This window comes from Devosia sp. P3_B2, assembly GCF_056402875.1.
This window is the reverse complement of sequence record NZ_JBFUGO010000003.1, coordinates 1-25980: the sequence shown is the minus strand read 5'-3', so window position 1 is coordinate 25980 and position 25980 is coordinate 1. Positions and strand designations below refer to the sequence as shown.

Genomic DNA, 25980 nt, shown 5'->3' with positions numbered 1-25980 from the left:
CAGCGCGCGGCAGCGTGGATCAGATGACCCGCGCCACGCAAGCTGCGGCCTGGTCGGCCCCGCCGTCGAGCACGTTGTCGGCAACCAGCGTGTCGCCGCCTGGCAGCGGGCTCAGCAGCGCAAAGAAGCCGCGCTTGCCCTCGCTCTTCAGCTGCCACTTGATCCGGGTACCCGGCGGCAGGTCTTCCGCGCTGTGGTTGACCACCACGATCGCCCGCGGCGTTCCCGAAACGGCACAGCTCAATTCCACATTGAAGCCGAAGTGCCGCGTCTGCAGTGTCGGCTCCTCGACATAGTCGGACGAGCTGCCATCATCCCCACCACTGTCCTTCGGACCTGCTGGGCCCGTACCCGAGGGATCGGGCGGGGGGAGTCCATGCTCGTCGGCCGGACCGGTTCCATCGATGGGAGGCAGGCCACCACCCGGGTCGAGTGGGAGGACTTCCCCGGCATAAGCTGCCATACCAAAGAGCGGCAGCATCAGTATCGCGAGCAAGACGCCCGCGATAGGACGAATTCGGTTCATTGTTGTTTCCTGCGCAGGCCCATCGATCGCGTCCACGATCGATGCCCGACTATGTCGTTGGTTTGTTACCACGGCAACTATGGTCCGCCGGTTGAACTCACCGTGAGGGGACCATTTAGCCGCGGTTCATCACAACGATGCGCGAGAGTTGCCTGCCGGACACAGGCCAAAGCCTGCATCCGGTGTCTCGCTGGCCCTGCAGCAGCAGGCCTGCCTAGGAGAGCAACTTGATGCCGCAGGCCTCGCCTGCCGTCGCCTCGATGCCCGGCAGGAGGGCCGTGTGCCCGGCGTCGAGCCGCTTGTCGAGTTGCAGCGAACCCTTGTCCGCGCCCACGCGCCAACGCAGCTTGAGGCCCTGAGGCGCATCCGTCTCGCCGACATTGCTCAGCACCAATCCCTGGGCCTTGACGATGCACGCCAGCCTGATCACGAGGGCGCCGCCCGCCTTGCCGTCCACACCGAACGCTCCGGGACCACCGCTGCCGACGCCGTCATCGAGGATGACGATCGGCGGGTTGTCGTCGACCACGAGGATGCCGCCGGGCGCCTTCGGCGTGGCAGGGCCGGGGCCGATCGGCCCAATAGCCTCGACGATGTGGCTCGTCAGTTCGATGTCGGAAAAGTGGTTCGTCGCCGGTTCAGGCTTCCCGCCGCCCTTCGACGGGGTGTCATCGCCGAGGTGCACTTCGTCCTTGTGCGGCGGGTCGATGTCGATGGGGATATAGATATTGCCCGCCAGGGCCGCCGAAGTAGCCGTAATCAGCAGGCCCGCGAGGATAATGGTTTTGGCGTTCATTCTTTCTGCCTCGAAGATGTTGGTGCTCGCGAACGTTGTCGCGATTTGGTGGTGGCAATGATCGTAGTTTCCGCCTGAATGGCGGCTGAATGGATATTTTGTCGCCAAATGAACGAACTGTGTACTGCGAGGTGCCTTCGGTGGTGCGGCTTGCGCTCACCTCTCGTCGCCGACAATATGCCGCCAAATCAGCACCTTGGAACGCCATGGATCGCGACCTTCTCGAACGGCTGTTCCACCGCGCCGTCGATGCCGCCCAGCCGCAGCACGCCATCGCCGCCAACCTGCCGCCGCCGCCCAAGGGGCGGACCATCGTCATCGGCGCCGGCAAAGCCTCGGCGCAGATGGCGCGGGCGTTCGAACTGGCCTGGCCCGGCCCGATCCATGCCGGCCTGGTGGTGACCCGCTACGGCTACGGCACGCCCTGCGAGCGCATCGAAATCGTCGAGGCCGCCCACCCGGTACCCGATGTCGCCGGCTATCTCGCCGCCCGCCGGCTGATGGAGAAGGTCTCCGGCCTCAGTCATGACGATCTGGTGGTGGCGCTGATCTCCGGCGGCGGCTCGGCGCTGCTGCCGCAGCCGGCGCCCGGCCTCAGCTTCGAGGACGAGCAGGCGGTCAACGAAATGCTGCTCGCCTCCGGCGCCCCGATCTCGGTGATGAACGTCATCCGCAACGAGCTTAGCGCCATCAAGGGCGGCCGCCTCGCGGCACTCGCATCGCCGGCGCGTGTCGCAACACTCATCGTCTCCGATATTCCCGGTGACGATCCCTCGCTCGTCGCCTCCGGCCCCACCGTCCCGCTGGCCGCCGGCCGCGCAGAAGCCCGTCACCTCGCCTCGCTCTATCGGCTGAAACTGCCGCCGGCCGCCGAGGAACTGCTGGCCTCCGACCTCAACCCGGCACCCGCCGTCGGCGATGCCCGCTTCCAGCACAACACCGTCCGCATCATCGCCTCCGCCGCCCTGTCGCTCGAAGCGGCCGCCGCCGAAGCGCGGCAGGCGGGGCTCGAGCCGCATATCCTCTCCGATGCCATCGAGGGCGAGGCGCGCGACGTCGCCGGGGTCCATGCTGCCCTGGCCCGCGAGATTCGGACGCGCAACCGCCCGTTCACCCGGCCGACGCTGCTGCTGTCCGGCGGCGAGACCACCGTCACCATCCGCGGCGATGGCCGCGGCGGCCGCAACGCCGAGTTCCTCCTTGCCTTCGCGCTGACCATCGACGGCGTAGACGGCATCACCGCCCTCGCCGCCGATACCGACGGCATCGATGGGGCAGGGGACAATGCCGGCGCCATCTGCGACGGCCACACCGCCGGCCGCATGCGCGCCGCCGGCATCGATCCGCGCCGGGCGCTTGCCGACAACGACGCCTACAACGCCTTCCGCTCCATCGGCGGCCTGCTCGTCACCGGCCCCACTGGCACCAACGTCAACGACTTCCGCGCCATCATCATCCGCTAAGGAGTGCGCCGTGACCCACGCCGTTCTCGTTCACCTGGAACTATCCAGCGATCAGTTCGGCACCGAGGCAGAGCGTGAGGCGCTGTTCGCGCTGGAGGACGAAATCATCGCCGCGTTGGGCAATCTCGGCGAGTTCGACGGCAACGAGTTCGGCGGCGGCGAATGCGTCTTCTACATCTACGGTGACAATGCCGATCGCATGCTCGATGCGATCCTGCCGGTCCTGAAGGCCTCCCCGGCCTCGCGCGGCGGCTACGTCGTCAAGCGCTACGGCGATGCCGGTGATCGCGGCGCCGGCCAGGTCAACATCCAGCTCTAGCCCGGGGAGAGGCTATTCCTCGACTCCGGGGAGAGGCTATTCCTCGACCCACGAGTCGAACTCGCCATCCTTGGTCAGCCGCGCCACCATGTAGCCGCCGCGACCGCGCGGKCGCACCTCGTAGTCATAATCCTTGCCGTCCATGGCGCGCTGCACGTTTGCGGCGCTCTCGGCGCTTTCCGCCGAAGCGAACACCTGCGGCACGCTATTGCCTTCGCTGACGAATGCCCGGGACATCGGCACCTCCTTGCGGCATCGGCTTCATTCTACTCCAAACGCCTGGGAACCGCGTTCGCCTTCGACAACCGGACAATTTTTGTGAGTTAGCAACTTCACATCGGCCACCGCTTCCTCTTAAGTGCGCGCCGGTTTCAGGGAGCATTTCGGCAATGGCCAAAAAGAAGATCGCCGTCATCGGTGTCGGCAAGATCGCGCAGGATCAGCACCTGTCGGTGATCGACAAGAGCCCGGATTTCGAGCTCGCGGCCTGCGTCTCGACCCGTGGCCTCGGCCATCGCGACGTGCCGGTGTTCAAGACCCCGGCCGAACTCTACAAGGCAATGCCCGAGGTCAAGCTCGTCGCCATCTGCACGCCGCCGGGCGTCCGCCACGGCATGGTCCGCGAGGCGATCGATGCCGGCATGGATGTGCTGCTCGAAAAGCCGCCGACCCCCACCATCACCGAGTTCGAGGACCTCGTCACCTATGGCGAGAAGAAGGGCAAGGTGCTCTTCCAGACCTGGCACTCCCGCTACAACGCCGCCGTCGATGCGGCGAAGCTCATCCTCAAGGATGAAGGCGTCGCCTCGGTCCGCATCGATTGGCGCGAGAGCGTCCGCAAGTGGCACCCGGGCCAGGAATGGGTGTGGGAGCCCGGCGGCTTCGGCGTCTGCGATCCCGGCATCAACGCCATGTCGATCTTCACCAAGATCATGCCGTTCCCGGTCTTCGTCGAAAGTGCGAAGCTCAAGTTCCCATCCAACCGCCAGACCCCGGTCGATGCCGAGATCGTCTTCAAGTCGGCCGAAAAGCACCAGCCCAAGCTCAGCGCCGGCTTCAACTGGCTCGAGGAATCCGGCGAGATCTGGACCGTCGCCATCGAGACCCGCAAGGGCACGCAGCTGAAGCTCGAACGAGGCGGCACCGTGCTCAAGGTCAACGGCAAGGAAACCGTCGCCAACCCCTCCGAGGAGTACGAGGCGATCTACGAGCGCTTCGCCAAGCTCCTGAAGAAGGGCAAGTCCGAGATGGACGGCTCGCCCCTGCGCCTGCTCGGCGACGCCTTCCTGCTCGGCGCCCGTGAGAACGTCGAGGAGTTCCACTGGTAATGACTCGGCTGGCCTAGACGTAGGTCGACTGGCAGGGTTAGCTGGCGCCGCCTAAGCTACCATACCAGTTGGGGAGGAGACCCGCCATGTACGAGACCTTCAACGGCTCGGCGCACCCGATGGCGCCCAGGGAAATCGCCATCACCGCCGTCCCGGAGGACGAGCGGGTCTGGGTGCCGCAGGCCGAAGGCGTGTGGTTTCGGCCGCTGTTCCTCAACACCTTGCAGGGCCAGTGGTGCAACCTGCTGCGCGTCCGCCGCGCCGGCATCCTCAGCCGCCACCTCCACCCGCAGCCCGTGCATGGCTACGTCATCAAGGGCCGCTGGCACTATCTCGAGCATGACTGGGTCGCCGAAACCGGCTCCTACGTGTTCGAGCCCCCCGGCGAGATCCACACCCTGACCGTCCCCGACGACACCCCGGAGATGATCACCTTCTTCAACATCTCCGGCTGCATGGTCTACCTCGATAAGGACAACAAGCAGGTCGGCTTCGAGGACGTCTTCACGAAGATCGACATGTGCAAGAAGCACTACGACAAGGTGGGTCTGGGCGCCGACTACGTGGACCAGTTCGTGCGATGAGCCACTGGGCCAGCGAGTTCTACGCCAACAAAACCGTGGTCATCACCGGCGGCACCTCCGGCATCGGCCAGGGCATCGGCCGCGCCTTCGCCGATGCCGGCGCCATCGTCCACGTCACCGGCGCCACCCAGGCTGAGGTCAAGTCCGGTGCCGCCGCCGAACCGCGCTTCCGCTATACCCAGCTTGACGTCCGCAATACCGAACAGGTCGCCGAATACGCCGCCACCTTCGGCAGCGTGGCCGCCCTCATCAACTGCGCCGGCGTCAACCTCCGCGCCGCCGAGCACACCGTCGAAGGCTTCGAAACCGTCATCGACATCAACCTCAACGGCTCGATGCGCACCGCCTATGCCCTCCGCGAAAAGCTCGCGGGCGGCGCCATCCTCAATATCGGCTCGATGTTCTCGTTCTTCGGCGCGCCGCACGCCCCGGCCTACGCCGCTTCGAAGCACGCCGTCGCCGGTCTCACCAAGTCGCTGGCCACCGCTTTCGCCAAGGAGGCGATCCGCGTCAACGCCCTCGCCCCCGGCTGGATCGAAACGGCGATGACCGTCGTTCCCCGGGCCAACGAGGCCCGCAATGCCGAACTGATGGGCCGTACCCCGCTCGGCCGCTGGGGCACTCCGGCGGATTTGGCGCCCGCCGCCCTGTTCCTCTGCTCACCGCTCGCCGGCTATATCACCGGCGCGATCCTGCCGATCGACGGCGGCTACTTGGTCGCCTGATCGGCTGATGCCTCCACCGGCACCTTCGGCGCGCAGAAATACAGCGCCTGGTTGATCACGTAGAGCGAACCATCCAGCGAGATGCCATTCTTGGGCACCTCAGGTCCGGCTTTCGGATCGAGATAGGCGATCGCGCCATTCTTCAGCGCGTCGAGCACCGGTGCCACGTCGCCTTCGACGCGCGCATGGTATGGCGAGGCATCCGGCTTGGCATCGAGTTCGTAGCTGTTCTCCTTGTCGAACTCGATCCGCCAGCGCCCCGCGTCGCCGCCCGGCCGACTGGTATAGATGTGCAGCCCCACCCCGAAATCGTCCTCGCAGCGCACCGCGAGGCAGGCGAATTCAGCCGGCGTCGACCCAAACCCGCAACCGAGCGCCGCCCGGTCACCCTCGCCCTCGAGCGGCGAGTAGTGCCAGCCGGCCTCCTGCGCCAGGGCAGGGGAGGCCAGCAGCGCGGCCGCGATCAAGAGCGAGATGAGGCTGATCTTCACTTCCCGGCGTCCGTCAATTCCTTGATGTCCGCCGCGCTCAGCGACAGGTTGGCGCCGCGCATCAGGCTTTGCACCTGCTCCACCGAAGTCGCCGATGCGATCGGTGCTCCGACGCCCGGCTGCGCTGCAATCCAGGCCAGCGTGACCTCGGCCGGCAGTGCGCCGGTCCGCTTGCTGACCGCGTCGAGTGCTTCGAGGATGCGGAAGCCCTTGGGATTGAGGTACTTCTCCACCACGGTCTGGCCGCGCGGGCTCTTATGCGCGTCGGCGGCGCTGCGGTACTTGCCGGCGAGGAACCCGCGGGCGAGGCTGAAATAGCCGATCCCTGACACCTCCTCGGCAACACACGTCGCCTGCACCTCTTCGAACTTCGCCCGATCGTAGAGGTTGAACTCGTTCTGGATGGTTTCGTAGCGTGCGTAGCCCTTGGCCTTCGAGATGCCGAGGGCCTCCGTCAGCAGCGCCGTGTCCTGGTTGGACGAGCCGATATAGCGGACCTTTCCCGCCTTCACGATCTTGTCGAGCGCCGCCAGCGTCTCCTCCTGCGGCGTCTCCGGGTCCGGCCAGTGCGTCTGGTAGAGATCGATATAGTCGGTCTGCAGCCGCCTCAGCGAAGCATCCACCTCTTCTTCGATCCACTTGGCGCTGAGGTCGCGGTGCCCCTGGCCCATATCGGAGCCCACCTTGGTGAACACCAGCACCTTGTCGCGATTGCCGCGCGCCTTCATCCAGTTGCCAATGATGGTCTCGGACTTGCCCTTGCCATAGCTGTCGGCGGTATCGAGCGCAGAAAAGCCGCCATCGAGGAACTCATCCAGCACCGGATAAGCGGCCTGCTCCTCCAGCGTCCAGCCCAGCACATTGCAGCCGAAAACCAGCGGGTCGATGAAAAGCTCTGTGCGGCCAAGGCGGCGCTTGCTCATGATGATCTCCAATATGTGCGAAGGACAGGCAGGAAGGAGCGCGAGCCTAGCCCTGCCATCCATCGGCGACAAGCGATGGAACGCCGATCCGGCTCAGCCCTTCGGCTGGATCAGGTCCCACTTGTTTCCGTAGAGATCCTCGAACACCGCTACCGAGCCATAGACCTCATGCCGAGGCGCCTCGTGGAACTTCACCCCACGCTCCACATACGCCGCATGGTCGCGCGCAAAGTCGTCCGTCTCGAGAAAGAAGCCCACCCGCCCGCCGGTCTGGTTGCCGACATGGGCGGCCTGCTCCACCCCATCGGCCTTGGCCAACAACAGCTTGGCCCCACCACGGGCCGGCGCCACGGCCACCCATCGCTTGCCACCGCCCATGTCGGTGTCGGCGAGCAGCGCGAATCCCAACTTCCCGCAGTAGAAGGCGATGGCATCGTCGTAGTCGGCGACGACGAGGGCGATTGTGGCGATCGATTGAGTCATGCGACGATCATTTGCGGTGCCTGGCCACAATCGTCAATCGCCCGGTTGTGGGATCGATCTCCGCCGCGCAACCGATTTACCTGCCGAAAAACTCAGGTTTGCGGCGATCCCGCAGTTTGCGGAATCGCTTTCTCCACGACGGTGCTTTGACCAACCGGTCAAACTGGGCCATTGCGTGGCGGAAGAAAAAGCGCTTTGTTGCGCGCCAAGCTCCGGCCGGCACGAGGGACTCCTTGCCGTTGAACGCCGGGGCGCAATGCTTTTCGGGAGACAACCATCATGCATTTGATGAAAACCCTGCTCGCCGCTACTGCGCTTGTCGCGGTGATGGGCGGCAGCGTCTATGCCAAGCAGCTCGTATTCTGCTCGGAAGCTTCGCCGGCGCACTTCGACCCCGGTCCGACGACCGGTGGTAACGACTTCGACGCCTCGTCGCGCGCCATTTATGATCGCCTCGTCGAGTTCGAGCATGGCGGCACCGCCGTCATTCCGGGCCTCGCCGAGAGCTGGGAGGTTTCTGCCGACGGGCTCGTGTACACCTTCCACCTCCGTCCCGGCGTGAAGTTCCACACCACCCCGTACTTCACCCCCACTCGCGACCTCACTGCCGACGACGTGATTTTCTCGCTCGAGCGCCAGTGGAAGGAAGACAATCCGTGGAACAAGTACCTGGAGGGCATCTCGTGGGACTATTTCCAGGGCATGGACATGCCCAAGTTCCTGAAGTCGGTCGAAAAGGGCGCTGACGACCTTACCGTCGTGATCACGCTCAACGAGCCCAACGCTCCCATGATCGCGAACCTCGGCATGGACTTCGCCTCGATCGTGTCGAAGGAGTACGCCGACCAGCTGCTGGCCAAGAACGACCCGGCCGCTCTCGCCGACTTCTCCAACAAGCCGGTCGGCACAGGCGCCTTCGTGTTCGTCGACTACCAGACCGACGCTGTCATCCGTTACCAGGCCTTCGCCGACTACTGGCGCGGCAAGGTGGCGATCGACGACCTGATCTTCGCCATCACTACGGATCCCGCGGTGCGTGCGCAGAAGCTCAAGGCCGGTGAATGCGACATCATGAGCTATCCCGCCCCGGCCGACGTGGCTGGCCTGCAGGATGATGCCAACCTCCAGGTGCTGGAGCAGGAAGGCCTCAATATCGGCTACATGTCGTACAACACGACGATTGCCCCGATGGACAACGCCAACGTCCGCAAGGCGCTGTCGATGGCCATCAACAAGACGGCGATCGTCGACGCGGTCTATGAAGGCGCTGGCCAGGTGGCCAAGAACCTGATCCCGCCGACCATGTGGTCCTATGACGACAAGATCGTCGACACAGCCTACGATCCGGAAGCGGCCAAGAAGATGCTGGCTGATGCCGGCGTGTCCGGTCTGACCCTGGACCTCTGGGCCATGCCGGTGTCGCGTCCGTACAACCCGAACGCGCAGCGCGTTGCTGAACTGATCCAGGCTGACTGGGCCGCTGTCGGCGTCACCGCCAACATCGTCACCTATGAGTGGACCGAGTATCGCGAGCGCGGCAAGAAGCCGGACCGCCCGGGTGCGTTCCAGATCGGCTGGACCGGCGACAACGGCGATCCGGACAACTTCTTCGCGACCCTGTTCTCCTGCTCGGCCATTGGCGTGTCCAACTACTCGAGCTGGTGCAACGACGACTTCGAGAAGGCCATCCAGGACGCCAAGAAGGTTTCCGACCAGGCCGAGCGTACCGCGCTCTACACCAAGGCCCAGGAAATCTTCAAAGCCGAAGAGCCGGCGATGACCATCGCCCACTCCAAGGTCTTCATGCCGATGAACAAGCGCGTCCTGGGTTACACCATGGATCCGCTTGGCATTCACCGCTTCGACAATGTCGACGTGACCGAATAATTAGAGATAGAGTTCAAGGGGCGGCGCCATCACCGGCGCCGCCCCTTGGCGTACCCAATGCTGCGATTCATCCTCCAGAAACTCGCCCTGATCGTGCCGACCATCATCGGCATCACCATTGCGTCGTTTGCCTTCATCCGCCTGCTCCCCGGCGATCCCATCCTCGCGATGGCCAGCCAGTACGGCGTCACCCCCGAACGCTACGAGATCCTCAAGCACCAGTACGGCTACGACCTGCCGATCTGGCAGCAGTATTTCAACTACGTGGGCGGCATCCTGCAGGGCAATTTCGGCATCTCGCTCGCCACCAAGCGCCCGGTGATCGAAGAGTTCATGACGCTGTTCCCGGCAACGGTCGAGCTGGCGCTGTTCGCCATGCTGATCGCCATCGCCCTCGGCATCCCCGCCGGCATCTTTGCCGCCATCAAGCGCGGCTCATGGTTCGACCAGATCACGATGGGCGTGGCGCTCACCGGCTATTCGATGCCGATCTTCTGGTGGGGCCTGCTGCTCATCATCTTCTTTTCCGGCTATCTCGGCTGGACCCCGGTTTCGGGCCGCATCGCCGTCAGCTTCTTCTTCCCGCGCGTCACCGGCTTCATGCTGATCGACAGCCTCATCGCCGGCAAGCCCGCCGGGTTCGTCTCCGCGCTTCGGCACCTCATCCTGCCAGCCATCGTCCTCGGCACCATTCCACTCGCCGTCATCGCGCGCCAAACGCGTTCGGCCATGCTCGAGGTGCTGGGCGAGGACTATGTGCGCACCGCGCGCGCCAAGGGGCTCGAGCCCGGCCGTGTCGTCGGGGTCCATGCCTTCCGCAACGCGCTGATCCCGGTGGTCACCACCATTGGCCTCCAGGTCGGGCTGCTGATGGGCGGCGCCATCCTCACCGAGACGATCTTTTCCTGGCCGGGCATCGGCAAGTGGATGATCGACTCGATTTCTAAGCGCGACTACGTCTCGGTGCAGTCGGGCCTGTTGCTCATCGCGTTGATCGTCATGGCGGTGAACCTCATCGTCGACATCCTCTACGCCGTCATCAACCCACGCATCAGGGTGCAGTGATGGCCGCTGAAACCACCGTCGCTCCAGCCACCGTCCGCCGCATGAGCGGCCTGCGCGAGTTCTGGTACTATTTCTCGATGAACCACGGCGCCGTTCTCGGCCTCCTGGTCTTCGTGCTGCTGATCCTCGTCGCCGTCTTCGCGCCCCTCCTGGCGCCGTTCACGCCCGACCAGCAGTTCCGTGAGTTCATCCGCATGGCGCCGCCCTGGGCGGGTGGCACGCAACCGCAGTTCTTCCTTGGCACCGACGAAGTCGGCCGCGACATCCTCTCGCGCCTGATCCACGGCTCCCGCTACTCGCTGTTCATCGGCTTCTTCGTGGTCAGCCTAGCCATGTTCACCGGCGTGACATTCGGCCTCCTCGCCGGCTATTTCCGCGGCTGGGTCGATGCCGGGATCATGCGGGTGATGGATATCATCCTCGCGTTCCCCTCGTTGCTGCTCGCCCTCGTGCTGGTCGCCATCCTCGGGCCTGGCCTGTTCAACGCCGTGCTGGCCATCGCGCTGGTGCTGCAACCGCATTTCGCCCGCCTGACCCGCGCTGCCGTGCTGTCGGAGAAAAGCCGCGAGTACGTCACCTCGGCCAAAGTGGCCGGAGCAGGGCACCTGCGGCTGATGTTCATCACCATCCTCCCCAACTGCCTCGGGCCGCTGATCGTCCAGGCGACGCTGAGCTTCTCCAACGCCATCCTTGAGGCGGCGGCGCTCGGCTTCCTCGGCATGGGCGCCCAGCCGCCGACGCCGGAGTGGGGCACCATGCTCGCGCGCGCTCGCGAGTTCATCACCAGCGCCTGGTGGATCGTCACCATGCCCGGCCTCGCCATCCTGATCACGGTTCTCGCCATCAACCTCGTCGGCGACGGCCTGCGCGATGCGCTCGATCCCAAGCTCAAGCGGAGCTGAGGCGATGCACCTGCTCGAAGTCAAAAATCTCACCGTCAGTTTCGACACCTCGGTCGGCGTGTTCAACGCCGTCAAAGGCATCGACCTGCATGTCGACGCGCGCGAAGTGCTGGCTATCGTCGGCGAGTCCGGTTCCGGCAAGTCCGTCGCCATGCTCGCAGTCATGGGCCTCCTGCCGCCCACCGCGACCGTCGCCGCCGACAAGATGACCTTCGACGGCAAGGACCTCCTCGCCATGTCGCCGGCCGACAAGCGCAAGATCATCGGCAAGGACGTTGCCATGATCTTCCAGGAGCCGATGACCAGCCTGAACCCCTGCTTCACGGTCGGCTTCCAGATCGAGGAAGTACTGCGCTTCCACCTCGGCATGGACAAGGCACAACGCCGCGCCCGTGCCGTCGAACTGCTTGCCCAGGTCGGCATCCCCAACCCGGCGGAGCGGCTGAAGTCCTACCCGCATCAGATGTCGGGCGGCCAGAACCAGCGCGTCATGATCGCCATGGCCATTGCCTGCAACCCCAAGCTGCTGATCGCCGACGAGCCGACCACAGCACTCGACGTCACCATCCAGAAGCAGATCCTCGACCTGTTGGTGCGCCTCCAGGCCGAGCACCGCATGGGCCTGATCATGATCACCCACAATATCGGCGTCGTCGCCGAAACCGCCGACCGCGTCGTCGTGCAGTACAAGGGCAAGAAGATGGAGGAGGCGAGCGTGCTCGAGCTCTTCACCGCGCCCAAGAGCCCCTACACCCGCGCGCTACTGGCGGCGCTGCCCGAGAACGCCACCGGCGACCGCCTGCCCACCATTTCCGGCGTCAATTTCGAGGAGACGGTCTGATGGCCACCGTCCTCGAAGCCAGGAACCTCGTTCGCGACTACCACATCGGCGGCACGCTGTTTGGGGGTGGCCGCACCGTTCATGCGGTGAAGGGCGTCAGCTTCAAGCTCGAGCAGGGCAAGACCCTCGCCATTGTCGGCGAATCCGGCTCGGGCAAGTCGACGCTGGCGCGCATCCTCACCCTGATCGACCGCCAGACCGCCGGCGAGCTGCTGATCGACGGTGAAACCATCGATATCGGCAAGACCGGCGTCACCGCCGCCATGCGCCGCAAGGTGCAGATCGTCTTCCAGAACCCCTATGGGTCGCTGAACCCGCGCCAGAAGATCGGCAACGTGCTGATGGAGCCCTTGCTCCTCAACACCAAGATGCCGGCAGCCGAGCGCCGCGACCTCGCGCTCGAGATGCTGACCAAGGTCGGCCTCCTCCCCGAGCACTTCAACCGCTATCCGCACATGTTCTCCGGCGGCCAGCGGCAGCGCATCGCCATCGCCCGCGCCATCATCATGCGGCCTTCGCTGCTGGTGCTCGACGAGCCGGTCTCGGCGCTCGATCTCTCGGTGCAGGCGCAAATCCTCAACCTGCTCGCCGACCTGCAGGATGAGTTCGGCCTCACCTACGTGTTCATCAGCCACGATCTGTCGGTGGTGCGCTACATCGCCGACGAGGTGATGGTGATGTATCTCGGCGAGGCAGTGGAAACCGGCACGCGCGAAAAACTGTTCGCCAACCCCGAGCACCCCTACACCAAGGCCCTGTTCGCCGCGACGCCACGCGCCGACGTCGAGAGCATCAAGGCAAGGCTCGCCAAGAAGGCCGCCCTCGCTACGGCATAGCTTGCACCCCTCCCCGTTGAGGGGAGGGGCGGGGCGGGGGCCATCGGGGATCACGAAACGGCTCCCTCCCTCGCTCCCTACCCTCAAGGGGGAGGGAGGCGACGGCTGAGGGACCGCCTCAGTGCGTCGCCGTGCTGGGCATCATGCCCATCTGCATCATCAAGCCAGCGACGTCCGAGTGGGTGCGGAACTCGACGATCTTGCCGTCGCGGATGCGAGCGAAATAGTCGCCGCGCCCGGTGACCTTCTTCTGCGTCGGCGGGATCGATTGGCCACCCATGTTCATCGGGCCGGTATTGGTACCGACAAACTCGAGTTCGCTCGCCACGGCGTCGTCGCCAACCACCTGGTTGATGCGCCTCGTATGCAGGTCGGGAAACGCGGTCATCCAGGCGTCGAAGAAGGCCTTGGCCGCCTGTTTGTCGCGGATTGGCTGGGGCGTCGCCCAGTCGTACCAGACGAAGTCGTCCGCCAGCATGTTCACGAAGGCAGCGCCGTCGTGCTTGTCCCAAGCCGCGAGGCCCTGGTCGTCGATCCGTTTCAGTTCGTCCTTGGTCATGGCATCCTCCCTGTTCTGGGTGAACGCCACGCGCCCCCTCACGTGGCGCCGCAGGCGGAGCCTAGCACCGCGCCTCAGGCCCCACCAGCAGCAGGAGGGACACAGGCGTACCCGCAGCGCCGGCTTAAGCCGCTGTTAAGTGGCGACCCTTAGTTTTCGACGATGCTTCCTACGCCGGTGTTTCTACTTGCCGAAAGCTGCCACAAGGACCCTGGCACTGGCCGCTAGCGCCCGCGGCGCCAAGAAACCTGCGCGATCGAAATCGCCGCTGCTCAATTTCACGCTCTGGATCGCGCTCCCCGCGGTCGCCGTCTATTTCGGCGTCTGCGCCCTCGTCTTCGTCGCCATGCACCTGATGAGCGAGGAGATGAACGCCATCGACTCCGATCGCGGCAACAGCGCCATCGCCGCGGCCGTCGAGTCGCCGGTGGTGGGCCTTGCCGAAAGCACTGCCGACGAGGCGACGTGGACCGAGGCGTACATCAACACCTACATCGAGCCCAATCCGGCCTGGCTCGACTCTGTGTGGGGCGCCACAGCCCGGATTTCCGACACCTACGACACCGCCATCCTCACCGATGTCAGCGGCAACATCGTCTTCGGGGAGACTAGTCGCGGCCCGGTCAAAGGCAAGCTGAGCGACCTGTTCAGCGGCGCTCCACAACTGATCGAACAGCTCGAATCGGGCATCGCCAAATCCGGCGACGACGCCACTGTCGCCCACCTGTCGCGCAATGAGCGGGGAGCCGTGGCACTTGCCGGCGCCGTGGTGCACGGCAATTCGGGCCAGGCGAGCATCCCACGCGATCAACGCCGGGTATTGTGGCTCGCCCGCCAGCTCGACGACATCATGCTGCGCGACGTTGCCACCCGCTTCCAGCTACCGCTGCCGCGCCTCGTCGAAGTGCCGCAGCCCGGCCACGACTCGATGGCCCTCACCGATGCCGCCGGTGCCGCCATCGCCACCATCGACTGGCCGCCCCGTCGCCCGGGCGATCCGGCCTTCGCCCACACCGCGACGGTGGCCGTGCTGGTGATGCTGATCATCGGCGTCCTGATCTTCGTGGTGCTCGCTGCCTTCCGCCATTCGATCAAACAGCGCGCCGTGTCCGATGAGCGAGACTGGTACAACGCGCGCTACGACAGCACCACAAGGCTGCGTAACTGGTTCGGAGCCGAAGAGTATCTCGCGAGCCTCATCCCCAAAAAGCGCGGCGAGCTGCCTTTGGCCATCGCCCAGATCTATGTCGAGGGGCTGATCGACGTGGTCGGTCTCTATGGTCGCGAAGCCTCCAACCAACTGCTGCTCGCGCTCGCCAAGCGCTTCGAGGCCGTCAGCGGCGGTCAGGCGATCATGGCCCGGACCGGCCCGGCCGAGATAACGCTCGCCCGTTTCGGCGACGACGCGCTCCCCCTTATCCGCAGCTTTGCCGAGAGCATCCTGGCCAAGGCCGGCGACCCCGTGCCGGTCGGCGATCTGAAGCTGAAGATCGGCCTCAGCATCGGCATCGTCGCGGCGCCCACCACACGTGACAACGTTGGCTCGGTGATCCGGATGGCCGAGACGGCCATGGTGCGGGCCCGCGAAACCGGCGGCAACCACACCGTCGAATACGATCCGGCCATCGAGGACCAACGCCGCCGCCGCATCGAGCTGCAGGCCGATATCCGGCGTGGTCTCGAGGCCGGCGAGTTCGACCTCGAGTACCAGCCGATCATCGATTTCCGGACCCAGACCATCCTCGGCGTCGAAGCGCTGATGCGTTGGAACCGCCGCGCCGCTGGCCCGATGGGGCCGGGCGAGTTCATTCCGGCCGCCGAAGCATCGGGCCTGATCGATGATCTCGGCATGTTCGCGCTGCGCCGCGCCATCGAGGAGATTGGCCCGCTCGGTGATCTCAAGATCTCGGTCAACGTCTCGCCGGCGCAGCTCCGCAACCCAACGCTGCCACAGATCGTCTTTTCGACGCTGGAGGAGTGGGGCGTCGCCGCAACTCGCCTGCAGCTCGAAGTGACCGAGTCCTTCCTCGTCTCCCACCCCGACCGCGCCATCCAGCTCATCGAGCAGCTGCGCGGCTCAGGCATCATCATTGCCCTCGACGATTTCGGTACCGGCTACTCCTCGATCGGCTACCTGAAGCAGTTCCGCTTCGATCGCGTGAAGCTCGACCGCTCTCTGGTTGCCGACATCGACAGCGATCCGGTGCAAGCCGCCCTGGTCGAGTCCACCATGATCTACGCCTTCGCCATGAACCTCGCCGTCACTGCGGAAGGCGTCGAGCGGCGCGAAGAGGCCGCGCTGCTGTCGCGCCTCGGTTGCCGCGAGTTCCAGGGCTACCTGTTCGCCCGCCCGCTGCGTCTGGCACAGCTCGAGCGGCTGCTGCAGGGTGAGCAGGCCCTACGCGAGGCGAGCTAGTCTTCAGGCAGCTGCTTTCCGGCAATCGGCGCAGCGACCGCGCAGCTCGATCGTCGTCCGCTCCAGCGCAAACCCGGTTTCTCCGGCCCAAGCCGCGAGCCGCGCCGTCACCTCCGGATCCGCGAACTCGTCCACCCGTCCGCAATTCGAGCAGATGGCAAACGCCGCCGTGCCGCTGCTGCGCCCGTGGCAATTGGCATCCGCACAGCACACGAACGCATTGAGCGACTCCAGGCGGTGCGCCAGCCCGTGCTCGATCAGCTTCTCCAGCGCCCGATACACCTGCAGCGGGGCCCGCAGCCCATCGTCGCGCAGCCGGTCGAGAATGTCATAGGCCGAGAGCGGCGCGTCGGCATGGTTGAGTGTCGTCAGCACCAATTCCTGGTTGCGCGTCAGGTCGCGCGGCCGTTCGTGGTGGTGGGCTTCGTGGCTATGGGCCATGGCTCAGGCCTCCCGTCTGGCGCGCCAGAGCTGCACCGGCAGCGCGATGGAAATGAGGAACAGGCAAAGCGCCGCGACGACGATCGACGGTCCGCTCGGCGTATCGAAACGCAGCGAGCCGAACAGCCCACCGGCCACCGCCAGCGCCCCGATCACCGCCGAGATCACCGCCATCTGCTCCGGCGTCGAGCTCAACCGGCGCGCCGTCGCCGCTGGAATGATCAGCAGCGCCGTGATCAGCAGCACACCGACGATCTTCATCGCGATGGCAATCACGCAGGCCAGCAGCAGCATCAGGATCACCCGCGTCACTTCGGGCCGCATGCCTTCGGCCTCCGCCACTTCGGCATTCACCGTCGCCGCCAGCAGCGGCCGCCACATGCCCACCAGCAGCGCCAGGATGACCACGCCACCAATGATGATCACCGCGATGTCGGTCACCGATACCGCGAGGATATCGCCGAACAGGAAGCCCATCAGGTCGACCCGGATCCAGCTCATGAACGCCACCATCACCAATCCGATGGCCAGCGTCGAATGACTGAGAATGCCGAGCAGCGCATCGGTGGAAAGCGCGTTGCGCCGCTGCAGCAGCAGCAGAGCCGCCGCCACTGCCACCGCCACCACGAACACCCCCAACGTCAGGTTGATGTCGAACAGGAAGCTCAGCGCCACGCCCAGCAGCGCCGAGTGCGCCATGGTATCGCCGAAATACGACATCCGCCGCCAAACGATGAAGCAGCCGAGCGGCCCCGTCACCAGCGACAGCGCGATCCCGGCGATCAGCGCGCGGGCGAAGAAGTCGTCAAGCATGGTCGTGCCCCTCATGCTCGTGCACATGCTCATGCGCCTCGACGATCCGCCCATCCGCCTCCTGCACCCGCCCGTCCGGCAGGTGCGTATGGTCGTGATGGTGCTGATACACCGCCAGCGCCGTCGCAGCGCGAGCCCCGAACAGGCTGAGATATTCCGGGCTGTTGGCCACCGATTCCGGCGTGCCGCGGCAGCACACATGGCCGTTGAGGCAGATCACCGTATCGGTCGCCGCCATCACCACATGCAGGTCGTGGCTGATCAGCAGGATGCCGCAGCCGGTCTGGTCGCGGATCTGCCCGATCAGGTCGTAGATCGCCGCCTCGCCCGAGAAATCCACCCCCTGCACCGGCTCGTCGAGCACCAGCAGATCGGGCTTGCGGATCATTGCCCGCGCCAGCAACGTGCGCTGGAATTCGCCGCCAGAGAGATGCTGCACCTCGGCATTGGCGAGGTGCGCCACCCCCGTCGCCTTGAGCGCCGCGTCGATCTCCTCGCGCGGATAGCTCCCGGTCAGCGTCATTAGCCGCCGCACCGTCAGCGGCATGGTCCAGTCGATCGAGAGCTTCTGCGGCACATAGCCGATCCGCAGCCCCGACTGTCGCGACACTGTCCCGGCATCCGCCTTCAACACTCCCGTGACCAGCTTCGCCGTCGTCGATTTGCCCGAGCCGTTGGGCCCGATCAGCGTCACGATCTCGCGCCGCCGGATCGTCAGGTCCACGCCCTCGACCAGCCAGCGCCCGTCGCGCCTGACCCCGGCACCGGCCACATCCACCAGCACCTCGTGCCCGCTCCGCGCATCCATGAAATTCACGTTTCCGTCTCTTGCTGACGTTCTACCATTACGTTATAGCGTAACACATCGAAAGCGTAATGTCATAACATATCGCGCCTTTGAACTGCGTATCCAACAGGGGTCTTCCGATGCAGAAACCGTTCCTCCTGGCGCTCGCCGCGGCGCTCAGCTGGTCACCCATGGCACTCGCCGAAGTGCCGAACGTGGTGGCCACGGTGAAGCCGCTTCACGCGCTCGTCGCCGCGGTAATGGGTGATCTCGGCACCCCCGCGCTGATCGTCAAGGGGGCCGCCTCGCCCCATACGTACAGCCTCAAGCCTTCCGACGCGCAGGCCCTGCAATCGGCCAGCCTGGTGTTCTGGACCGGCCATGGCCTCGAGCTTTTCCTCGAGGATTCAATCGCCACGCTCGCCCCCCACGCCACCATCGTCGAGCTCAGCCAAGCCCCTGGCATCGAGCTGCTGCCGCCCCGCGAGAGCGGCACATTCGAGGAGCACGCCGACGGCGATCATGCGCACGCGGCCGAGGATCATGGTCACGGCGAAGAAGCCGACATGCACTTCTTTCTCGATCCGGCCAACGCCAAGGTGATGGTCACCGCCATCGCCGGCAGCCTCGTCGCCGCCGATCCCGAGCATGCCGACACATACCGCGCCAATGCCGCGAAAGAGACCGCGGATCTCGATGCACTGATCGCCGAAACCGAGGCCAGCCTTGCGCCCATCAAGGACCGGCCCTTTGTCGTCTTCCATGACGCCTACCAGTATTTCGAGAACCGCTTTGGCCTCAACGTCGCGGGCTCGATCACAGTCAGCCCCGAGGTCTCTCCCGGCGCCGATCGCATCAATGAGATCCGCAACAAGCTCAAGACCCTCGACGCCGCCTGCGTCTTCGCCGAGCCGCAGTTCGACCCGCGGATCGTCAACGTCCTTACCGAAGGCACCACCGCCAAACAGGGCGTGCTCGACCCCGAGGGCGCCAATCTCGACGAGGGCCCCGGCCTCTACCGCCAATTGATCGAGAACCTCGCCACCAACCTCAAGTCCTGCCTCGCGCAGTAGCGCCGAAGAAGCACCGGCGGGGAACGTCTCGCCGCCGCTGCCATTCTCCGTACCAACAGGATCGTCCCATGTACGACGTCATCATCATCGGCGGCGGCTTTGCCGGCCTTGCCGCCGCCACGCAGCTCGGTCGCGCCCGCCGCAGGGTGTTGGTGCTCGATACCGGCAAGCCGCGCAACCGTTTCGCCGCCCACTCGCACGGCTTCCTGTCGCGCGATGGCGCCGCTCCTGGTGAACTGCTCGCCGAGGCCCGCCGCCAGCTCGACACCTACAAGACCATCGAACGCCGCACCGCCGAGGCGATCTCGGCAAGCGCCGTCGACGACGGCTTTTCGCTTGAGCTCGCCTCCGGCGAACAGCTCACGGCCCGCCGCCTGATCCTCGCCCACGGTGTTACCGACAGCGTCGATACGATCCCCGGCATGGCCGCATGCTGGGGCAAGAGCGCGCTGCATTGCCCCTATTGCCACGGCTACGAAGTCGCCGACCGGCCGCTCGGACTACTGCTCCGCGAAGGCGACATCCTGCACCTCGCCCGCTTCTTCTCCGAGTGGACCAACGATCTGACGCTGTTCGCCAACGGCACCCCCGTCGATCCGACGGCACAGGCCGCATTGGCCGATATGCGGGTGAAACTGGTCGAGGAAGCGGTGGTCCGTTTCGACCACGACGACGGCATGCTGAACTCGGTGGTTACCACTGCGGAGCCAGTGCCGCTCGCGGCGATCTTCGTCCACGCCCCGATCAGCTTCTCCACCAATCTCGGCGTCGAACTCGGCTGCGAGACCAAGGCCGGCGCAGTCGGCGATTTCTTCGTCGTCGATCACACCCAGCAGACCTCGATCCCCGGCGTCTATGCCGCAGGCGACGCCGCGCGCCCGATGCACAACATTAGCTTCGCCGTCGCTGATGGGGCAGGGGCAGGCGCTTTCGCCCACCAGTCGCTGCTGGCTACTTCAACGGTCCCCGGAAAATGAAGAACGCCCCGGCAAAGATCAGCAGAAATCCGACGGCGTGATTCCAGGTCAGCTTCTCGCCGAGCACGAACACCGCAAAGCCGGCGAACACCGTGAGGCTGATCACCTCCTGGATGGTCTTCAGCTCCGCCGCCGTATAGGCGCCATAGCCGATACGGTTGGCGGGGACGGCCAGCCAGTATTCCACCAGTGCGATGCCCCAGCTCACCATCACGGCGACCCACATCGCCATGCTGGGGAATTTCAGGTGCCCGTACCAGGCGACGGTCATGAAAACGTTGGAGCCGATCAGTAACAGGATCGGCATCACCGTCTGGAAGGTGAAGGGCATCGGGCACCTGCGCGAATCAGCTGGGGGTCAACCCATTGATCGCCGCGCCCAGCTTCCGCCGCAAGGCCTGCCCAGACTCAACGCGGTCCGCTAGAATCGACGGATCAAACGGAGGTCGACCATGCGCTCCCTCATCCTGTTCCCGCTGCTGCTGCTCGCCGCTCCAGCCATGGCCGCCGACATCGCCTGCGACGGCCCATTCGCCGGCGACAGCTCCGAAGCACGTCTGATCGAGACCTTCGGCAAGGATAACGTAGTGACCGGCGACGTCCCCGGTCCCGAAGGCTCCACCGTACTCGCCACCACGGTCTTTCCGAACGATCCCGCCAAGACCATCGAGTTCGGCTGGTGGGACGAGGAAAAGCACGAGCGCGTCGCCTATTTCACCGTCCCGCCCGGTGACACTGCGCCGGGCGGCCTGAAGCAGGGCCTCACGGTCAAGGAAGTCGAAGCGCTGAATGGCGGGCCGTTCCAGATGTTCGGCTTCTTCTGGGATTACGGCGGCGCTGCCATCTTCGAGGGCGGCAAGCTCGCACCTCCTGCAGATGGCTGCATTGTCTCGGCCCGTTTCGCCGTCGGCGAATACCCGGCCGACCTCAACGTCGATGCCATCTCCGGCGATATGCAGATCTCGTCCACCGAGCCGCTGCTCGAAAAGGTCGATGCGCGCGTCGACACGGTCACCGTCGGCTATCCCGATTCCGCCGCGGCCGAAGATTGACCGCGACCCCTCCCGCGGCGTAACGATAGCCCCACGTTGGTTCCTCGGACCCGTTCGGGCGAGGGGATCAAAAGGGAACACGGTGCGGCGTACCCATCAGGGACCAAATCCGTGGCTGCCCCCGCAACTGTAAGCGGCGAGTGCCCTCCGACTATGCCACTGATGCCACGCGAGGTGTCGGGAAGGCCGGAGAACACGACGACCCGTGAGCCAGGAGACCTGCCAGCGTGCAACCGGGGACTCCCCCCTTTTCATCCGCACGGAGGGTGCAGGCATATGAATACTCAGGTTCAGACGGCGTCCGTCGCCAGTCTCTCTGTCTCGCAGCGCGTCATCGCAGGTGTGCTGGCATTGTTTATCGGCTTCGTCCTCGTCGGCGGCGTCGGCTTTGCCAGCGACATGGCCATCCACAATGGTGCGCACGACACGCGTCATTCGCTCGGCTTTCCCTGCCACTGACGCCGTCAAGCAAACGAGACATCGATGAAACTCTTCCAGCGAATCTTCTTCGCTGCGGTCCTTGCTGGACTCGCAGCTGGCTTGGCCATGAGCGCCGTGCAGCAGTGGCGCGTCGCGCCGCTGATCCTCGCCGCCGAGGTCTATGAAAACGCCGCTCCTGCCGAGGCTGCCGCCGAACACACCCACGACGCCGCCACCCCGGCCCACTCGCACGAGGAAGCCGCCCCCGCCCACGAGCACGACGAAGACGCCTGGGCTCCTCAGGATGGGGCTGAGCGCATCTTTTACACAGTGCTCGCCAACCTCCTCGGCTGCATCGGCTTCGCCTTCCTCCTCGCTGCCGTCTCTGTCCTCTCCGGCATCGAGATCACCGCCCGCAACGGCGTGATCTGGGGCCTCGGCGGCTTCGTCGCGCTGCAGCTCGCCCCGGCCTTCGGCCTGCCGCCCGAACTCCCTGGCATGCCCGCCGCCGATCTCGTCGCCCGCCAGGTCTGGTGGGTCGGCACCGCCATCGCCACCGGCGCCGGCATGCTGGCCATCGCCAAGCTCCGCAACTGGACCGGCATCGTTGTCGCCGCCGCGCTGATCCTCGCCCCGCACGTCATCGGCGCCCCCCAGCTCGCAGGCGAACACGCCACCACCGTGCCCGCCAACCTCGCGACCAGCTTCGCCGCCGCCACCCTCGCCACCGGCGCGCTGTTCTGGCTGACCGTCGGCCCGCTGCTTGGCTGGCTCAACGAGCGCTTCGCCAAGTCCCCCGCCTTTGCCCTGAAGGGTGCCCACGCATGAGCTCGACCGAAAAGATTCCCGTCACGGTCATCACTGGCTTCCTCGGCGCCGGCAAGACCACGCTCGTCCGGCACCTGCTCGCCCACGCCAAGGGCAAGCGCATCGCGCTGATCATCAACGAGTTCGGTGAGCTCGGCGTCGACAAGGAAATCCTCGCCGGCTGCGGTGACGAGACCTGCCGCGAGGAGGACATGATCGAGCTCAGCAACGGCTGCATCTGCTGCACCGTCGCCGACGAGTTCATCCCCACCATGCAGGCGCTGCTCGAACGGCCGGATCGCCCTGACCACATCGTCATCGAGACCTCCGGCCTCGCTTTGCCGCAGCCGCTGATCCGCGCCTTCAACTGGCCCGAGATCAAGTCCGAGGTCACCATCGACGGCATCGTCACCGTCGCCGACGCCGCGGCGCTCGCCGAAGGCCGTTTCGCCAATGACGAGGCGGCCGTCGATGCGCTCCGCTCCGCCGACGCCATGCTCGACCACGAAACCCCGCTCGGCGAATTGTTCGAGGATCAGCTTGTCGCCGCCGACCTGATCATCCTCAACAAGGCCGATCTGGTCACCGACGCCAATCTCGACACCATCGAGACCCACCTCCGCGCCGAAATGCGCCCGGGCACCGGCATCGTCCGCGCCCGCAACGGCCATGTCGATGTCGCGGCCCTGCTCGGCATGGGTCTTTCGACCGAGGACAATCTCGCCGGCCGCGAGAGCCACCACGAGCTCGAGCACGGCGGCGAGGGCCACGAGCACGACGACTTCGACTCGTTCTCGGTCACCCTCGACGGCGTCACCAGCAAGGACCACTTGCTCGAAACCATCGAGCAGACCATCCGCGCCCACGACGTGCTCCGCCTAAAGGGCTTCGCGGCTCTGCCCGGCGCCCCGGCTCGCCTCGCCATCCAGGCCGTCGGCCCGCGCGTCTCCGCCTATTTCGACCGACCGTGGAAGCCGGGCGAAGCCCGCCAGACCGCCCTGGTGGTGATCGGCGAGTCGCCGCTCGATCACGCCGCCATCACCGCAAGCCTCCAGCAGGCGGTGGCGGCCGCCGCCTGATGCACCTCTTAGCGGCCCAGGCAGGTGCCCTGCAGCAGGAGGGCGAGGCCATCGACCTCGCCCAAACGCCCGCTGCGCTCATCTTCGCCTCGGCCGCCGACAGCGAGCTGATGATGCTTGCCGCCGCGGCCGATCGCTCCGGCACCGCAGACCTGCGCCTCGCCAACCTCCTGCGCCTCAGCCACAACCTCTCCGTCGACCTGTGGCTCGACCAGACGGTGCAGCACGCCAAACTGGTCGTCGTCCGCCTCCTCGGCGGCCCGGCCTACTGGCAATACGGCGTCGACGAACTCACCGCCCTCGCCCTCAGCGGCAAGATCCAGCTGGCCCTCCTCCCCGGCGACGCCAACCCCGACCCGATCCTGCAGCAGCGCTCCACCATCCACCCCGATGACTGGACCAGACTCCACACCCTCTTCACCGCCGGCGGCCCCGAAAACGCCGACGCACTCCTCGCGGCTTTCGCACAGCTAGCGCAGTCGTCTCGCTCCCCCTCGCGGGGAGGGATCAAGGGTGGGGGGTGCCCGGCGCTCGACGCTAATGTCACTCCCAAACCCTTCCACCGCTTCGGCCTATGGCACCCCACCCGCGGCATGGTCGACGAGCTCTCCGCCCCGGCCAACCCGAACATCCCTATCCTCTTCTACCGTGCCGCCCTCGAAGGCGCCGGCACCGCCACCCTCGAAGCCCTGATCGCAGAACTCGAAGCCCAATCGCTCAACCCGGTCCCCATCGTCGTCTCGACGCTGAAGGAGGCCGCCTGCATCCGCTTCGTTCAGTCGGCCTTCGCGGCCTACCCACCCAGCGCCATCCTCAACCTCACCGGCTTCGCCCTCGGGCTCGATGGCCTCGACGACAAGCAGAACCCCTTCGCCGGCATCGACGCCCCCGTGATCCAGCTGCTGCAGGGCGGCCGTCCGGAACCCCAATGGGCCGCCGATATCCAGGGCCTCACGGCGAAAGACCTCGCCATGCAGGTCGTCCTGCCCGAACTCGACGGCCGCATCGGCATGCTGCTCGTCGGCCACAAGCACGACGCCGTCTGGCACGAGCGCACCCAGTGCCCCCTTTCCGCCTACGCCCCCGACCCCGACGGCATCCGCCGCGCCGTCACGCTGGCGAAGAACTGGACCACCCTCCGCGCCACCCCGCGCCCCGATCGCCGCGTCGCCCTGGTCCTCGCCAACTACCCCATCCGCGACGGCCGCCTCGCCAACGGCGTCGGCTACGACGCCCCCCAATCGACAGTGGAGATTTTGAAGGCGCTGGAAACCGCCGGCTTCTCAGTCGGGTCACCTGCCCCCTCGCGGGGGAGGGACAGGGTGGGGGGGAGCCCCACGCTCGATCTCCCGGCCGGCGGCAACACCCTGATCGACCTCCTCCAATCCGGCCCCACCAACGCCCACCCCGACCGCGGCTCCGGCATCCCGTTTCCCGTGAATCGCTATCGCGAGCTCTTCGCCACGCTCCCGGCCAAAATCCAGTCCGAAGTCACCACCCGCTGGGGCGCCCCCAAAGCCGATCCCTTCGTCCGCGGTGACAATTTCCACCTCCCCGCCCTCCGCCTCGGCAGCGTCGCCATCCTCGTCCAGCCCGCCCGCGGCTACCACCTCGACGAAACCGCCAGCTACCACGATCCCGATCTCGTACCGCCGCACGGCTACCTTGCCGCCTATCTCTGGCTGCGCCACGAGTTCGCCGCCCACGCGCTTCTCCACAATGGCAAGCACGGCAACCTCGAGTGGCTCCCCGGCAAGGCCACCGCCCTCGATGCAGCGAGCTATCCCGCCGCCCTCTGGGCCGAACTCCCACAGCTCTATCCGTTCATCGTCAACGACCCCGGCGAGGGCACGCAGGCCAAGCGCCGCACCGGCGCAGTGATCATCGATCACCTCGTGCCGCCGCTCACCCGCGCCGAAACCTACGGTCCCCTCAAGGACCTCGAAGCCCTGCTGGACGAGTACTACGCCGCCTCCGGCATGGACCGCCGCCGCCTCGCCGGCCTGCGCAAACGCATCCTCGATTTCACCCGCGACGCGCGCCTCGATCGCGACATCGGCCTCGTCCCCGACGAATTCGAAACGCTCAAACGCATCGACACCTTCCTCTGCGACCTGAAGGAAGCCCAGATCCGCGACGGCCTCCACATTTTCGGCCAGTCCCCCACCGGCCGCCTCGAGCGCGACCTCATCGTCGCCCTCGCCCGCGTCCCCCGCGGCGACACCCCCGGCGAAGCCTCCCTCATCCGCGCCCTGGCCGACGACCTGAAACTCGCCTTCGATCCGCTAACCGCCGATCTTGGCACCCCCTGGACCGGCCCCCGATCTCTCCTTGATCCTCCCCCGCGGGGCGGGGGAGGGGGACCAGCGAAGCTGGTGGAGGGGGCG

The 25980-nt window shown here is 65.9% G+C and carries 29 protein-coding genes and 1 riboswitch; of the genes, 18 read left to right on the top strand and 11 right to left on the bottom strand.

Features of this window, described 5'->3' with window-relative positions; all coding sequences use genetic code 11:
• Positions 1-19: 19 nt before the first annotated feature.
• Positions 20-526: a hypothetical protein gene (locus tag AC1DV8_RS05675; RefSeq protein WP_477156783.1), complete on the bottom strand. Its 507-nt coding sequence runs from the start codon at positions 524-526 to the stop codon at positions 20-22.
• 214 nt (positions 527-740) lie between these two features.
• The gene (locus AC1DV8_RS05670) at positions 741-1322 is read right to left on the bottom strand and encodes a hypothetical protein (RefSeq protein WP_477156782.1); all 582 of its coding nucleotides are present in this window, start codon (positions 1320-1322) and stop codon (positions 741-743) included.
• A 206-nt stretch (positions 1323-1528) separates the two neighbouring features.
• On the opposite strand from AC1DV8_RS05670, the gene AC1DV8_RS05665 reads away from it, so the two are divergent.
• Positions 1529-2785 (top strand): glycerate kinase type-2 family protein, encoded by a 1257-nt coding sequence (locus AC1DV8_RS05665; RefSeq protein WP_477156781.1) that lies wholly within the window; start codon positions 1529-1531, stop codon positions 2783-2785.
• Positions 2786-2795: 10 nt separating this feature from the next.
• Positions 2796-3104 carry a hypothetical protein gene (locus AC1DV8_RS05660; protein ID WP_477156780.1) on the top strand — a complete coding sequence of 103 codons (309 nt, stop codon included), beginning with the start codon at positions 2796-2798 and terminating at the stop codon, positions 3102-3104.
• Positions 3105-3140: 36 nt separating this feature from the next.
• Here the strand turns inward: AC1DV8_RS05660 and AC1DV8_RS05655 are convergent, their stop codons facing one another.
• Positions 3141-3341: a hypothetical protein gene (locus AC1DV8_RS05655; protein WP_477156779.1), complete on the bottom strand. Its 201-nt coding sequence runs from the start codon at positions 3339-3341 to the stop codon at positions 3141-3143.
• Positions 3342-3493: 152 nt separating this feature from the next.
• Between AC1DV8_RS05655 and AC1DV8_RS05650 the strand changes: the two genes are divergently transcribed.
• The 3 genes from AC1DV8_RS05650 (at position 3494) to AC1DV8_RS05640 (ending at position 5741) form a co-directional block, all read left to right on the top strand.
• On the top strand, positions 3494-4432 hold the full coding sequence (locus tag AC1DV8_RS05650; RefSeq protein WP_477156778.1) for a Gfo/Idh/MocA family protein: 939 nt from the start codon (positions 3494-3496) through the stop codon (positions 4430-4432).
• An 86-nt stretch (positions 4433-4518) separates the two neighbouring features.
• The gene (locus AC1DV8_RS05645) at positions 4519-5016 is read left to right on the top strand and encodes a 2,4'-dihydroxyacetophenone dioxygenase family protein (RefSeq protein WP_477156777.1); all 498 of its coding nucleotides are present in this window, start codon (positions 4519-4521) and stop codon (positions 5014-5016) included.
• Positions 5013-5741 (top strand): SDR family NAD(P)-dependent oxidoreductase, encoded by a 729-nt coding sequence (locus AC1DV8_RS05640; RefSeq protein ID WP_477156776.1) that lies wholly within the window; start codon positions 5013-5015, stop codon positions 5739-5741. The genes AC1DV8_RS05645 and AC1DV8_RS05640 overlap by 4 nt, the downstream gene beginning before the upstream one ends.
• On the opposite strand, the gene AC1DV8_RS05635 is transcribed toward AC1DV8_RS05640, so the two are convergent.
• The 3 genes from AC1DV8_RS05635 to AC1DV8_RS05625 form a co-directional block, all read right to left on the bottom strand.
• Positions 5726-6232, bottom strand: coding sequence for a hypothetical protein (locus AC1DV8_RS05635; RefSeq protein WP_477156775.1), 507 nt, complete (start codon positions 6230-6232; stop codon positions 5726-5728). The two genes, AC1DV8_RS05640 and AC1DV8_RS05635, sit on opposite strands and share 16 nt — an antisense overlap.
• Positions 6229-7155 (bottom strand): aldo/keto reductase, encoded by a 927-nt coding sequence (locus AC1DV8_RS05630; protein ID WP_477156774.1) that lies wholly within the window; start codon positions 7153-7155, stop codon positions 6229-6231. Before AC1DV8_RS05630 ends, AC1DV8_RS05635 begins: the two co-directional genes overlap by 4 nt.
• A 93-nt stretch (positions 7156-7248) precedes the next feature.
• Positions 7249-7638 carry a VOC family protein gene (locus AC1DV8_RS05625; RefSeq protein ID WP_477156773.1) on the bottom strand — a complete coding sequence of 130 codons (390 nt, stop codon included), beginning with the start codon at positions 7636-7638 and terminating at the stop codon, positions 7249-7251.
• Positions 7639-7917: 279 nt separating this feature from the next.
• On the opposite strand from AC1DV8_RS05625, the gene AC1DV8_RS05620 reads away from it, so the two are divergent.
• The 5 genes from AC1DV8_RS05620 to AC1DV8_RS05600 are packed head-to-tail and all read left to right on the top strand — an operon-like array spanning position 7918 to position 13169.
• On the top strand, positions 7918-9525 hold the full coding sequence (locus AC1DV8_RS05620; RefSeq protein WP_477150997.1) for an ABC transporter substrate-binding protein: 1608 nt from the start codon (positions 7918-7920) through the stop codon (positions 9523-9525).
• A gap of 57 nt (positions 9526-9582) precedes the next feature.
• Positions 9583-10590, top strand: a complete 1008-nt coding sequence (locus AC1DV8_RS05615) for an ABC transporter permease subunit (protein ID WP_477156772.1) — start codon at positions 9583-9585, stop codon at positions 10588-10590.
• The gene (locus tag AC1DV8_RS05610) at positions 10590-11492 is read left to right on the top strand and encodes an ABC transporter permease subunit (RefSeq protein WP_477156771.1); all 903 of its coding nucleotides are present in this window, start codon (positions 10590-10592) and stop codon (positions 11490-11492) included. The genes AC1DV8_RS05615 and AC1DV8_RS05610 overlap by 1 nt, the downstream gene beginning before the upstream one ends.
• Before the next feature lie 4 nt (positions 11493-11496).
• Entirely contained in the window at positions 11497-12333 is an 837-nt protein-coding gene (locus AC1DV8_RS05605; protein WP_477156770.1) for an ABC transporter ATP-binding protein, read from the top strand.
• Complete coding sequence (locus tag AC1DV8_RS05600; RefSeq protein WP_477151001.1) at positions 12333-13169, top strand: dipeptide ABC transporter ATP-binding protein; 837 nt, start codon at positions 12333-12335, stop codon at positions 13167-13169. Before AC1DV8_RS05605 ends, AC1DV8_RS05600 begins: the two co-directional genes overlap by 1 nt.
• 118 nt (positions 13170-13287) lie before the next feature.
• On the opposite strand, the gene AC1DV8_RS05595 is transcribed toward AC1DV8_RS05600, so the two are convergent.
• A complete protein-coding gene (locus AC1DV8_RS05595) occupies positions 13288-13728 on the bottom strand; it encodes an ester cyclase (RefSeq protein WP_477151002.1) in 441 nt (146 codons plus the stop codon).
• 187 nt (positions 13729-13915) lie between these two features.
• Between AC1DV8_RS05595 and AC1DV8_RS05590 the strand changes: the two genes are divergently transcribed.
• Entirely contained in the window at positions 13916-16144 is a 2229-nt protein-coding gene (locus AC1DV8_RS05590; RefSeq protein WP_477156769.1) for a putative bifunctional diguanylate cyclase/phosphodiesterase, read from the top strand.
• Between the two features lie 3 nt (positions 16145-16147).
• Here the strand turns inward: AC1DV8_RS05590 and AC1DV8_RS05585 are convergent, their stop codons facing one another.
• Genes AC1DV8_RS05585 through AC1DV8_RS05575 form a run of 3 tightly spaced genes read right to left on the bottom strand, consistent with a single transcriptional unit; the run spans position 16148 to position 18206 of the window.
• Positions 16148-16585, bottom strand: a complete 438-nt coding sequence (locus tag AC1DV8_RS05585; protein ID WP_477151004.1) for a Fur family transcriptional regulator — start codon at positions 16583-16585, stop codon at positions 16148-16150.
• Between the two features lie 3 nt (positions 16586-16588).
• Positions 16589-17431: a metal ABC transporter permease gene (locus AC1DV8_RS05580; protein ID WP_477151005.1), complete on the bottom strand. Its 843-nt coding sequence runs from the start codon at positions 17429-17431 to the stop codon at positions 16589-16591.
• On the bottom strand, positions 17391-18206 hold the full coding sequence (locus AC1DV8_RS05575; protein WP_477151016.1) for an ATP-binding cassette domain-containing protein: 816 nt from the start codon (positions 18204-18206) through the stop codon (positions 17391-17393). The genes AC1DV8_RS05580 and AC1DV8_RS05575 overlap by 41 nt, the downstream gene beginning before the upstream one ends.
• A gap of 119 nt (positions 18207-18325) precedes the next feature.
• On the opposite strand from AC1DV8_RS05575, the gene AC1DV8_RS05570 reads away from it, so the two are divergent.
• Together AC1DV8_RS05570 and AC1DV8_RS05565 are read left to right on the top strand one after the other, a co-directional pair.
• Positions 18326-19258 (top strand): zinc ABC transporter substrate-binding protein, encoded by a 933-nt coding sequence (locus AC1DV8_RS05570; protein WP_477156768.1) that lies wholly within the window; start codon positions 18326-18328, stop codon positions 19256-19258.
• A 68-nt stretch (positions 19259-19326) separates the two neighbouring features.
• Complete coding sequence (locus tag AC1DV8_RS05565; protein WP_477156767.1) at positions 19327-20235, top strand: NAD(P)/FAD-dependent oxidoreductase; 909 nt, start codon at positions 19327-19329, stop codon at positions 20233-20235.
• Here AC1DV8_RS05565 and AC1DV8_RS05560 read toward each other — a convergent pair.
• Complete coding sequence (locus AC1DV8_RS05560; protein WP_477151008.1) at positions 20210-20566, bottom strand: DMT family protein; 357 nt, start codon at positions 20564-20566, stop codon at positions 20210-20212. The two genes, AC1DV8_RS05565 and AC1DV8_RS05560, sit on opposite strands and share 26 nt — an antisense overlap.
• Before the next feature lie 121 nt (positions 20567-20687).
• Here AC1DV8_RS05560 and AC1DV8_RS05555 point away from each other — a divergent pair, with 121 nt between their 5' ends.
• The 5 genes from AC1DV8_RS05555 to AC1DV8_RS05535 form a co-directional block, all read left to right on the top strand.
• Positions 20688-21287, top strand: a complete 600-nt coding sequence (locus AC1DV8_RS05555; protein WP_477156766.1) for a hypothetical protein — start codon at positions 20688-20690, stop codon at positions 21285-21287.
• A 20-nt stretch (positions 21288-21307) separates the two neighbouring features.
• Positions 21308-21528, top strand: a riboswitch (cobalamin riboswitch).
• A gap of 35 nt (positions 21529-21563) precedes the next feature.
• Entirely contained in the window at positions 21564-21746 is a 183-nt protein-coding gene (locus tag AC1DV8_RS05550; protein ID WP_477151010.1) for a CbtB domain-containing protein, read from the top strand.
• 24 nt (positions 21747-21770) lie between these two features.
• On the top strand, positions 21771-22535 hold the full coding sequence (locus tag AC1DV8_RS05545) for a CbtA family protein (protein ID WP_477156765.1): 765 nt from the start codon (positions 21771-21773) through the stop codon (positions 22533-22535).
• Entirely contained in the window at positions 22532-23593 is a 1062-nt protein-coding gene (cobW, locus tag AC1DV8_RS05540) for a cobalamin biosynthesis protein CobW (protein ID WP_477156764.1), read from the top strand. The genes AC1DV8_RS05545 and cobW overlap by 4 nt, the downstream gene beginning before the upstream one ends.
• A partial coding sequence (locus tag AC1DV8_RS05535; protein ID WP_477156763.1) for a cobaltochelatase subunit CobN occupies positions 23593-25980 on the top strand: 2388 nt, incomplete at its 3' end. The genes cobW and AC1DV8_RS05535, both read left to right, overlap by 1 nt.

Excerpts from the sequence above, each read along its gene's own strand:
- AC1DV8_RS05675 (WP_477156783.1), bottom strand. The coding sequence starts at position 526 with ATGAACCGAATTCGTCCTATCGCGGGCGTCTTGCTCGCGATACTGATG.
- AC1DV8_RS05570 (WP_477156768.1), top strand. The coding sequence starts at position 18,326 with ATGCAGAAACCGTTCCTCCTGGCGCTCGCCGCGGCGCTCAGCTGGTCA.
- AC1DV8_RS05605 (WP_477156770.1), top strand. The coding sequence starts at position 11,497 with ATGCACCTGCTCGAAGTCAAAAATCTCACCGTCAGTTTCGACACCTCG.
- AC1DV8_RS05625 (WP_477156773.1), bottom strand. The coding sequence starts at position 7,638 with ATGACTCAATCGATCGCCACAATCGCCCTCGTCGTCGCCGACTACGAC.
- AC1DV8_RS05595 (WP_477151002.1), bottom strand. The coding sequence starts at position 13,728 with ATGACCAAGGACGAACTGAAACGGATCGACGACCAGGGCCTCGCGGCT.
- AC1DV8_RS05550 (WP_477151010.1), top strand. The coding sequence starts at position 21,564 with ATGAATACTCAGGTTCAGACGGCGTCCGTCGCCAGTCTCTCTGTCTCG.
- AC1DV8_RS05555 (WP_477156766.1), top strand. The coding sequence starts at position 20,688 with ATGCGCTCCCTCATCCTGTTCCCGCTGCTGCTGCTCGCCGCTCCAGCC.
- AC1DV8_RS05620 (WP_477150997.1), top strand. The coding sequence starts at position 7,918 with ATGCATTTGATGAAAACCCTGCTCGCCGCTACTGCGCTTGTCGCGGTG.
- AC1DV8_RS05645 (WP_477156777.1), top strand. The coding sequence starts at position 4,519 with ATGTACGAGACCTTCAACGGCTCGGCGCACCCGATGGCGCCCAGGGAA.
- AC1DV8_RS05615 (WP_477156772.1), top strand. The coding sequence starts at position 9,583 with ATGCTGCGATTCATCCTCCAGAAACTCGCCCTGATCGTGCCGACCATC.
- AC1DV8_RS05670 (WP_477156782.1), bottom strand. The coding sequence starts at position 1,322 with ATGAACGCCAAAACCATTATCCTCGCGGGCCTGCTGATTACGGCTACT.
- AC1DV8_RS05565 (WP_477156767.1), top strand. The coding sequence starts at position 19,327 with ATGTACGACGTCATCATCATCGGCGGCGGCTTTGCCGGCCTTGCCGCC.
- AC1DV8_RS05600 (WP_477151001.1), top strand. The coding sequence starts at position 12,333 with ATGGCCACCGTCCTCGAAGCCAGGAACCTCGTTCGCGACTACCACATC.
- AC1DV8_RS05580 (WP_477151005.1), bottom strand. The coding sequence starts at position 17,431 with ATGAGCATGTGCACGAGCATGAGGGGCACGACCATGCTTGACGACTTC.
- AC1DV8_RS05585 (WP_477151004.1), bottom strand. The coding sequence starts at position 16,585 with ATGGCCCATAGCCACGAAGCCCACCACCACGAACGGCCGCGCGACCTG.
- AC1DV8_RS05630 (WP_477156774.1), bottom strand. The coding sequence starts at position 7,155 with ATGAGCAAGCGCCGCCTTGGCCGCACAGAGCTTTTCATCGACCCGCTG.
- AC1DV8_RS05650 (WP_477156778.1), top strand. The coding sequence starts at position 3,494 with ATGGCCAAAAAGAAGATCGCCGTCATCGGTGTCGGCAAGATCGCGCAG.
- AC1DV8_RS05640 (WP_477156776.1), top strand. The coding sequence starts at position 5,013 with ATGAGCCACTGGGCCAGCGAGTTCTACGCCAACAAAACCGTGGTCATC.
- AC1DV8_RS05665 (WP_477156781.1), top strand. The coding sequence starts at position 1,529 with ATGGATCGCGACCTTCTCGAACGGCTGTTCCACCGCGCCGTCGATGCC.
- AC1DV8_RS05575 (WP_477151016.1), bottom strand. The coding sequence starts at position 18,206 with ATGGATGCGCGGAGCGGGCACGAGGTGCTGGTGGATGTGGCCGGTGCC.
- AC1DV8_RS05610 (WP_477156771.1), top strand. The coding sequence starts at position 10,590 with ATGGCCGCTGAAACCACCGTCGCTCCAGCCACCGTCCGCCGCATGAGC.
- cobW (WP_477156764.1), top strand. The coding sequence starts at position 22,532 with ATGAGCTCGACCGAAAAGATTCCCGTCACGGTCATCACTGGCTTCCTC.
- AC1DV8_RS05545 (WP_477156765.1), top strand. The coding sequence starts at position 21,771 with ATGAAACTCTTCCAGCGAATCTTCTTCGCTGCGGTCCTTGCTGGACTC.
- AC1DV8_RS05560 (WP_477151008.1), bottom strand. The coding sequence starts at position 20,566 with ATGCCCTTCACCTTCCAGACGGTGATGCCGATCCTGTTACTGATCGGC.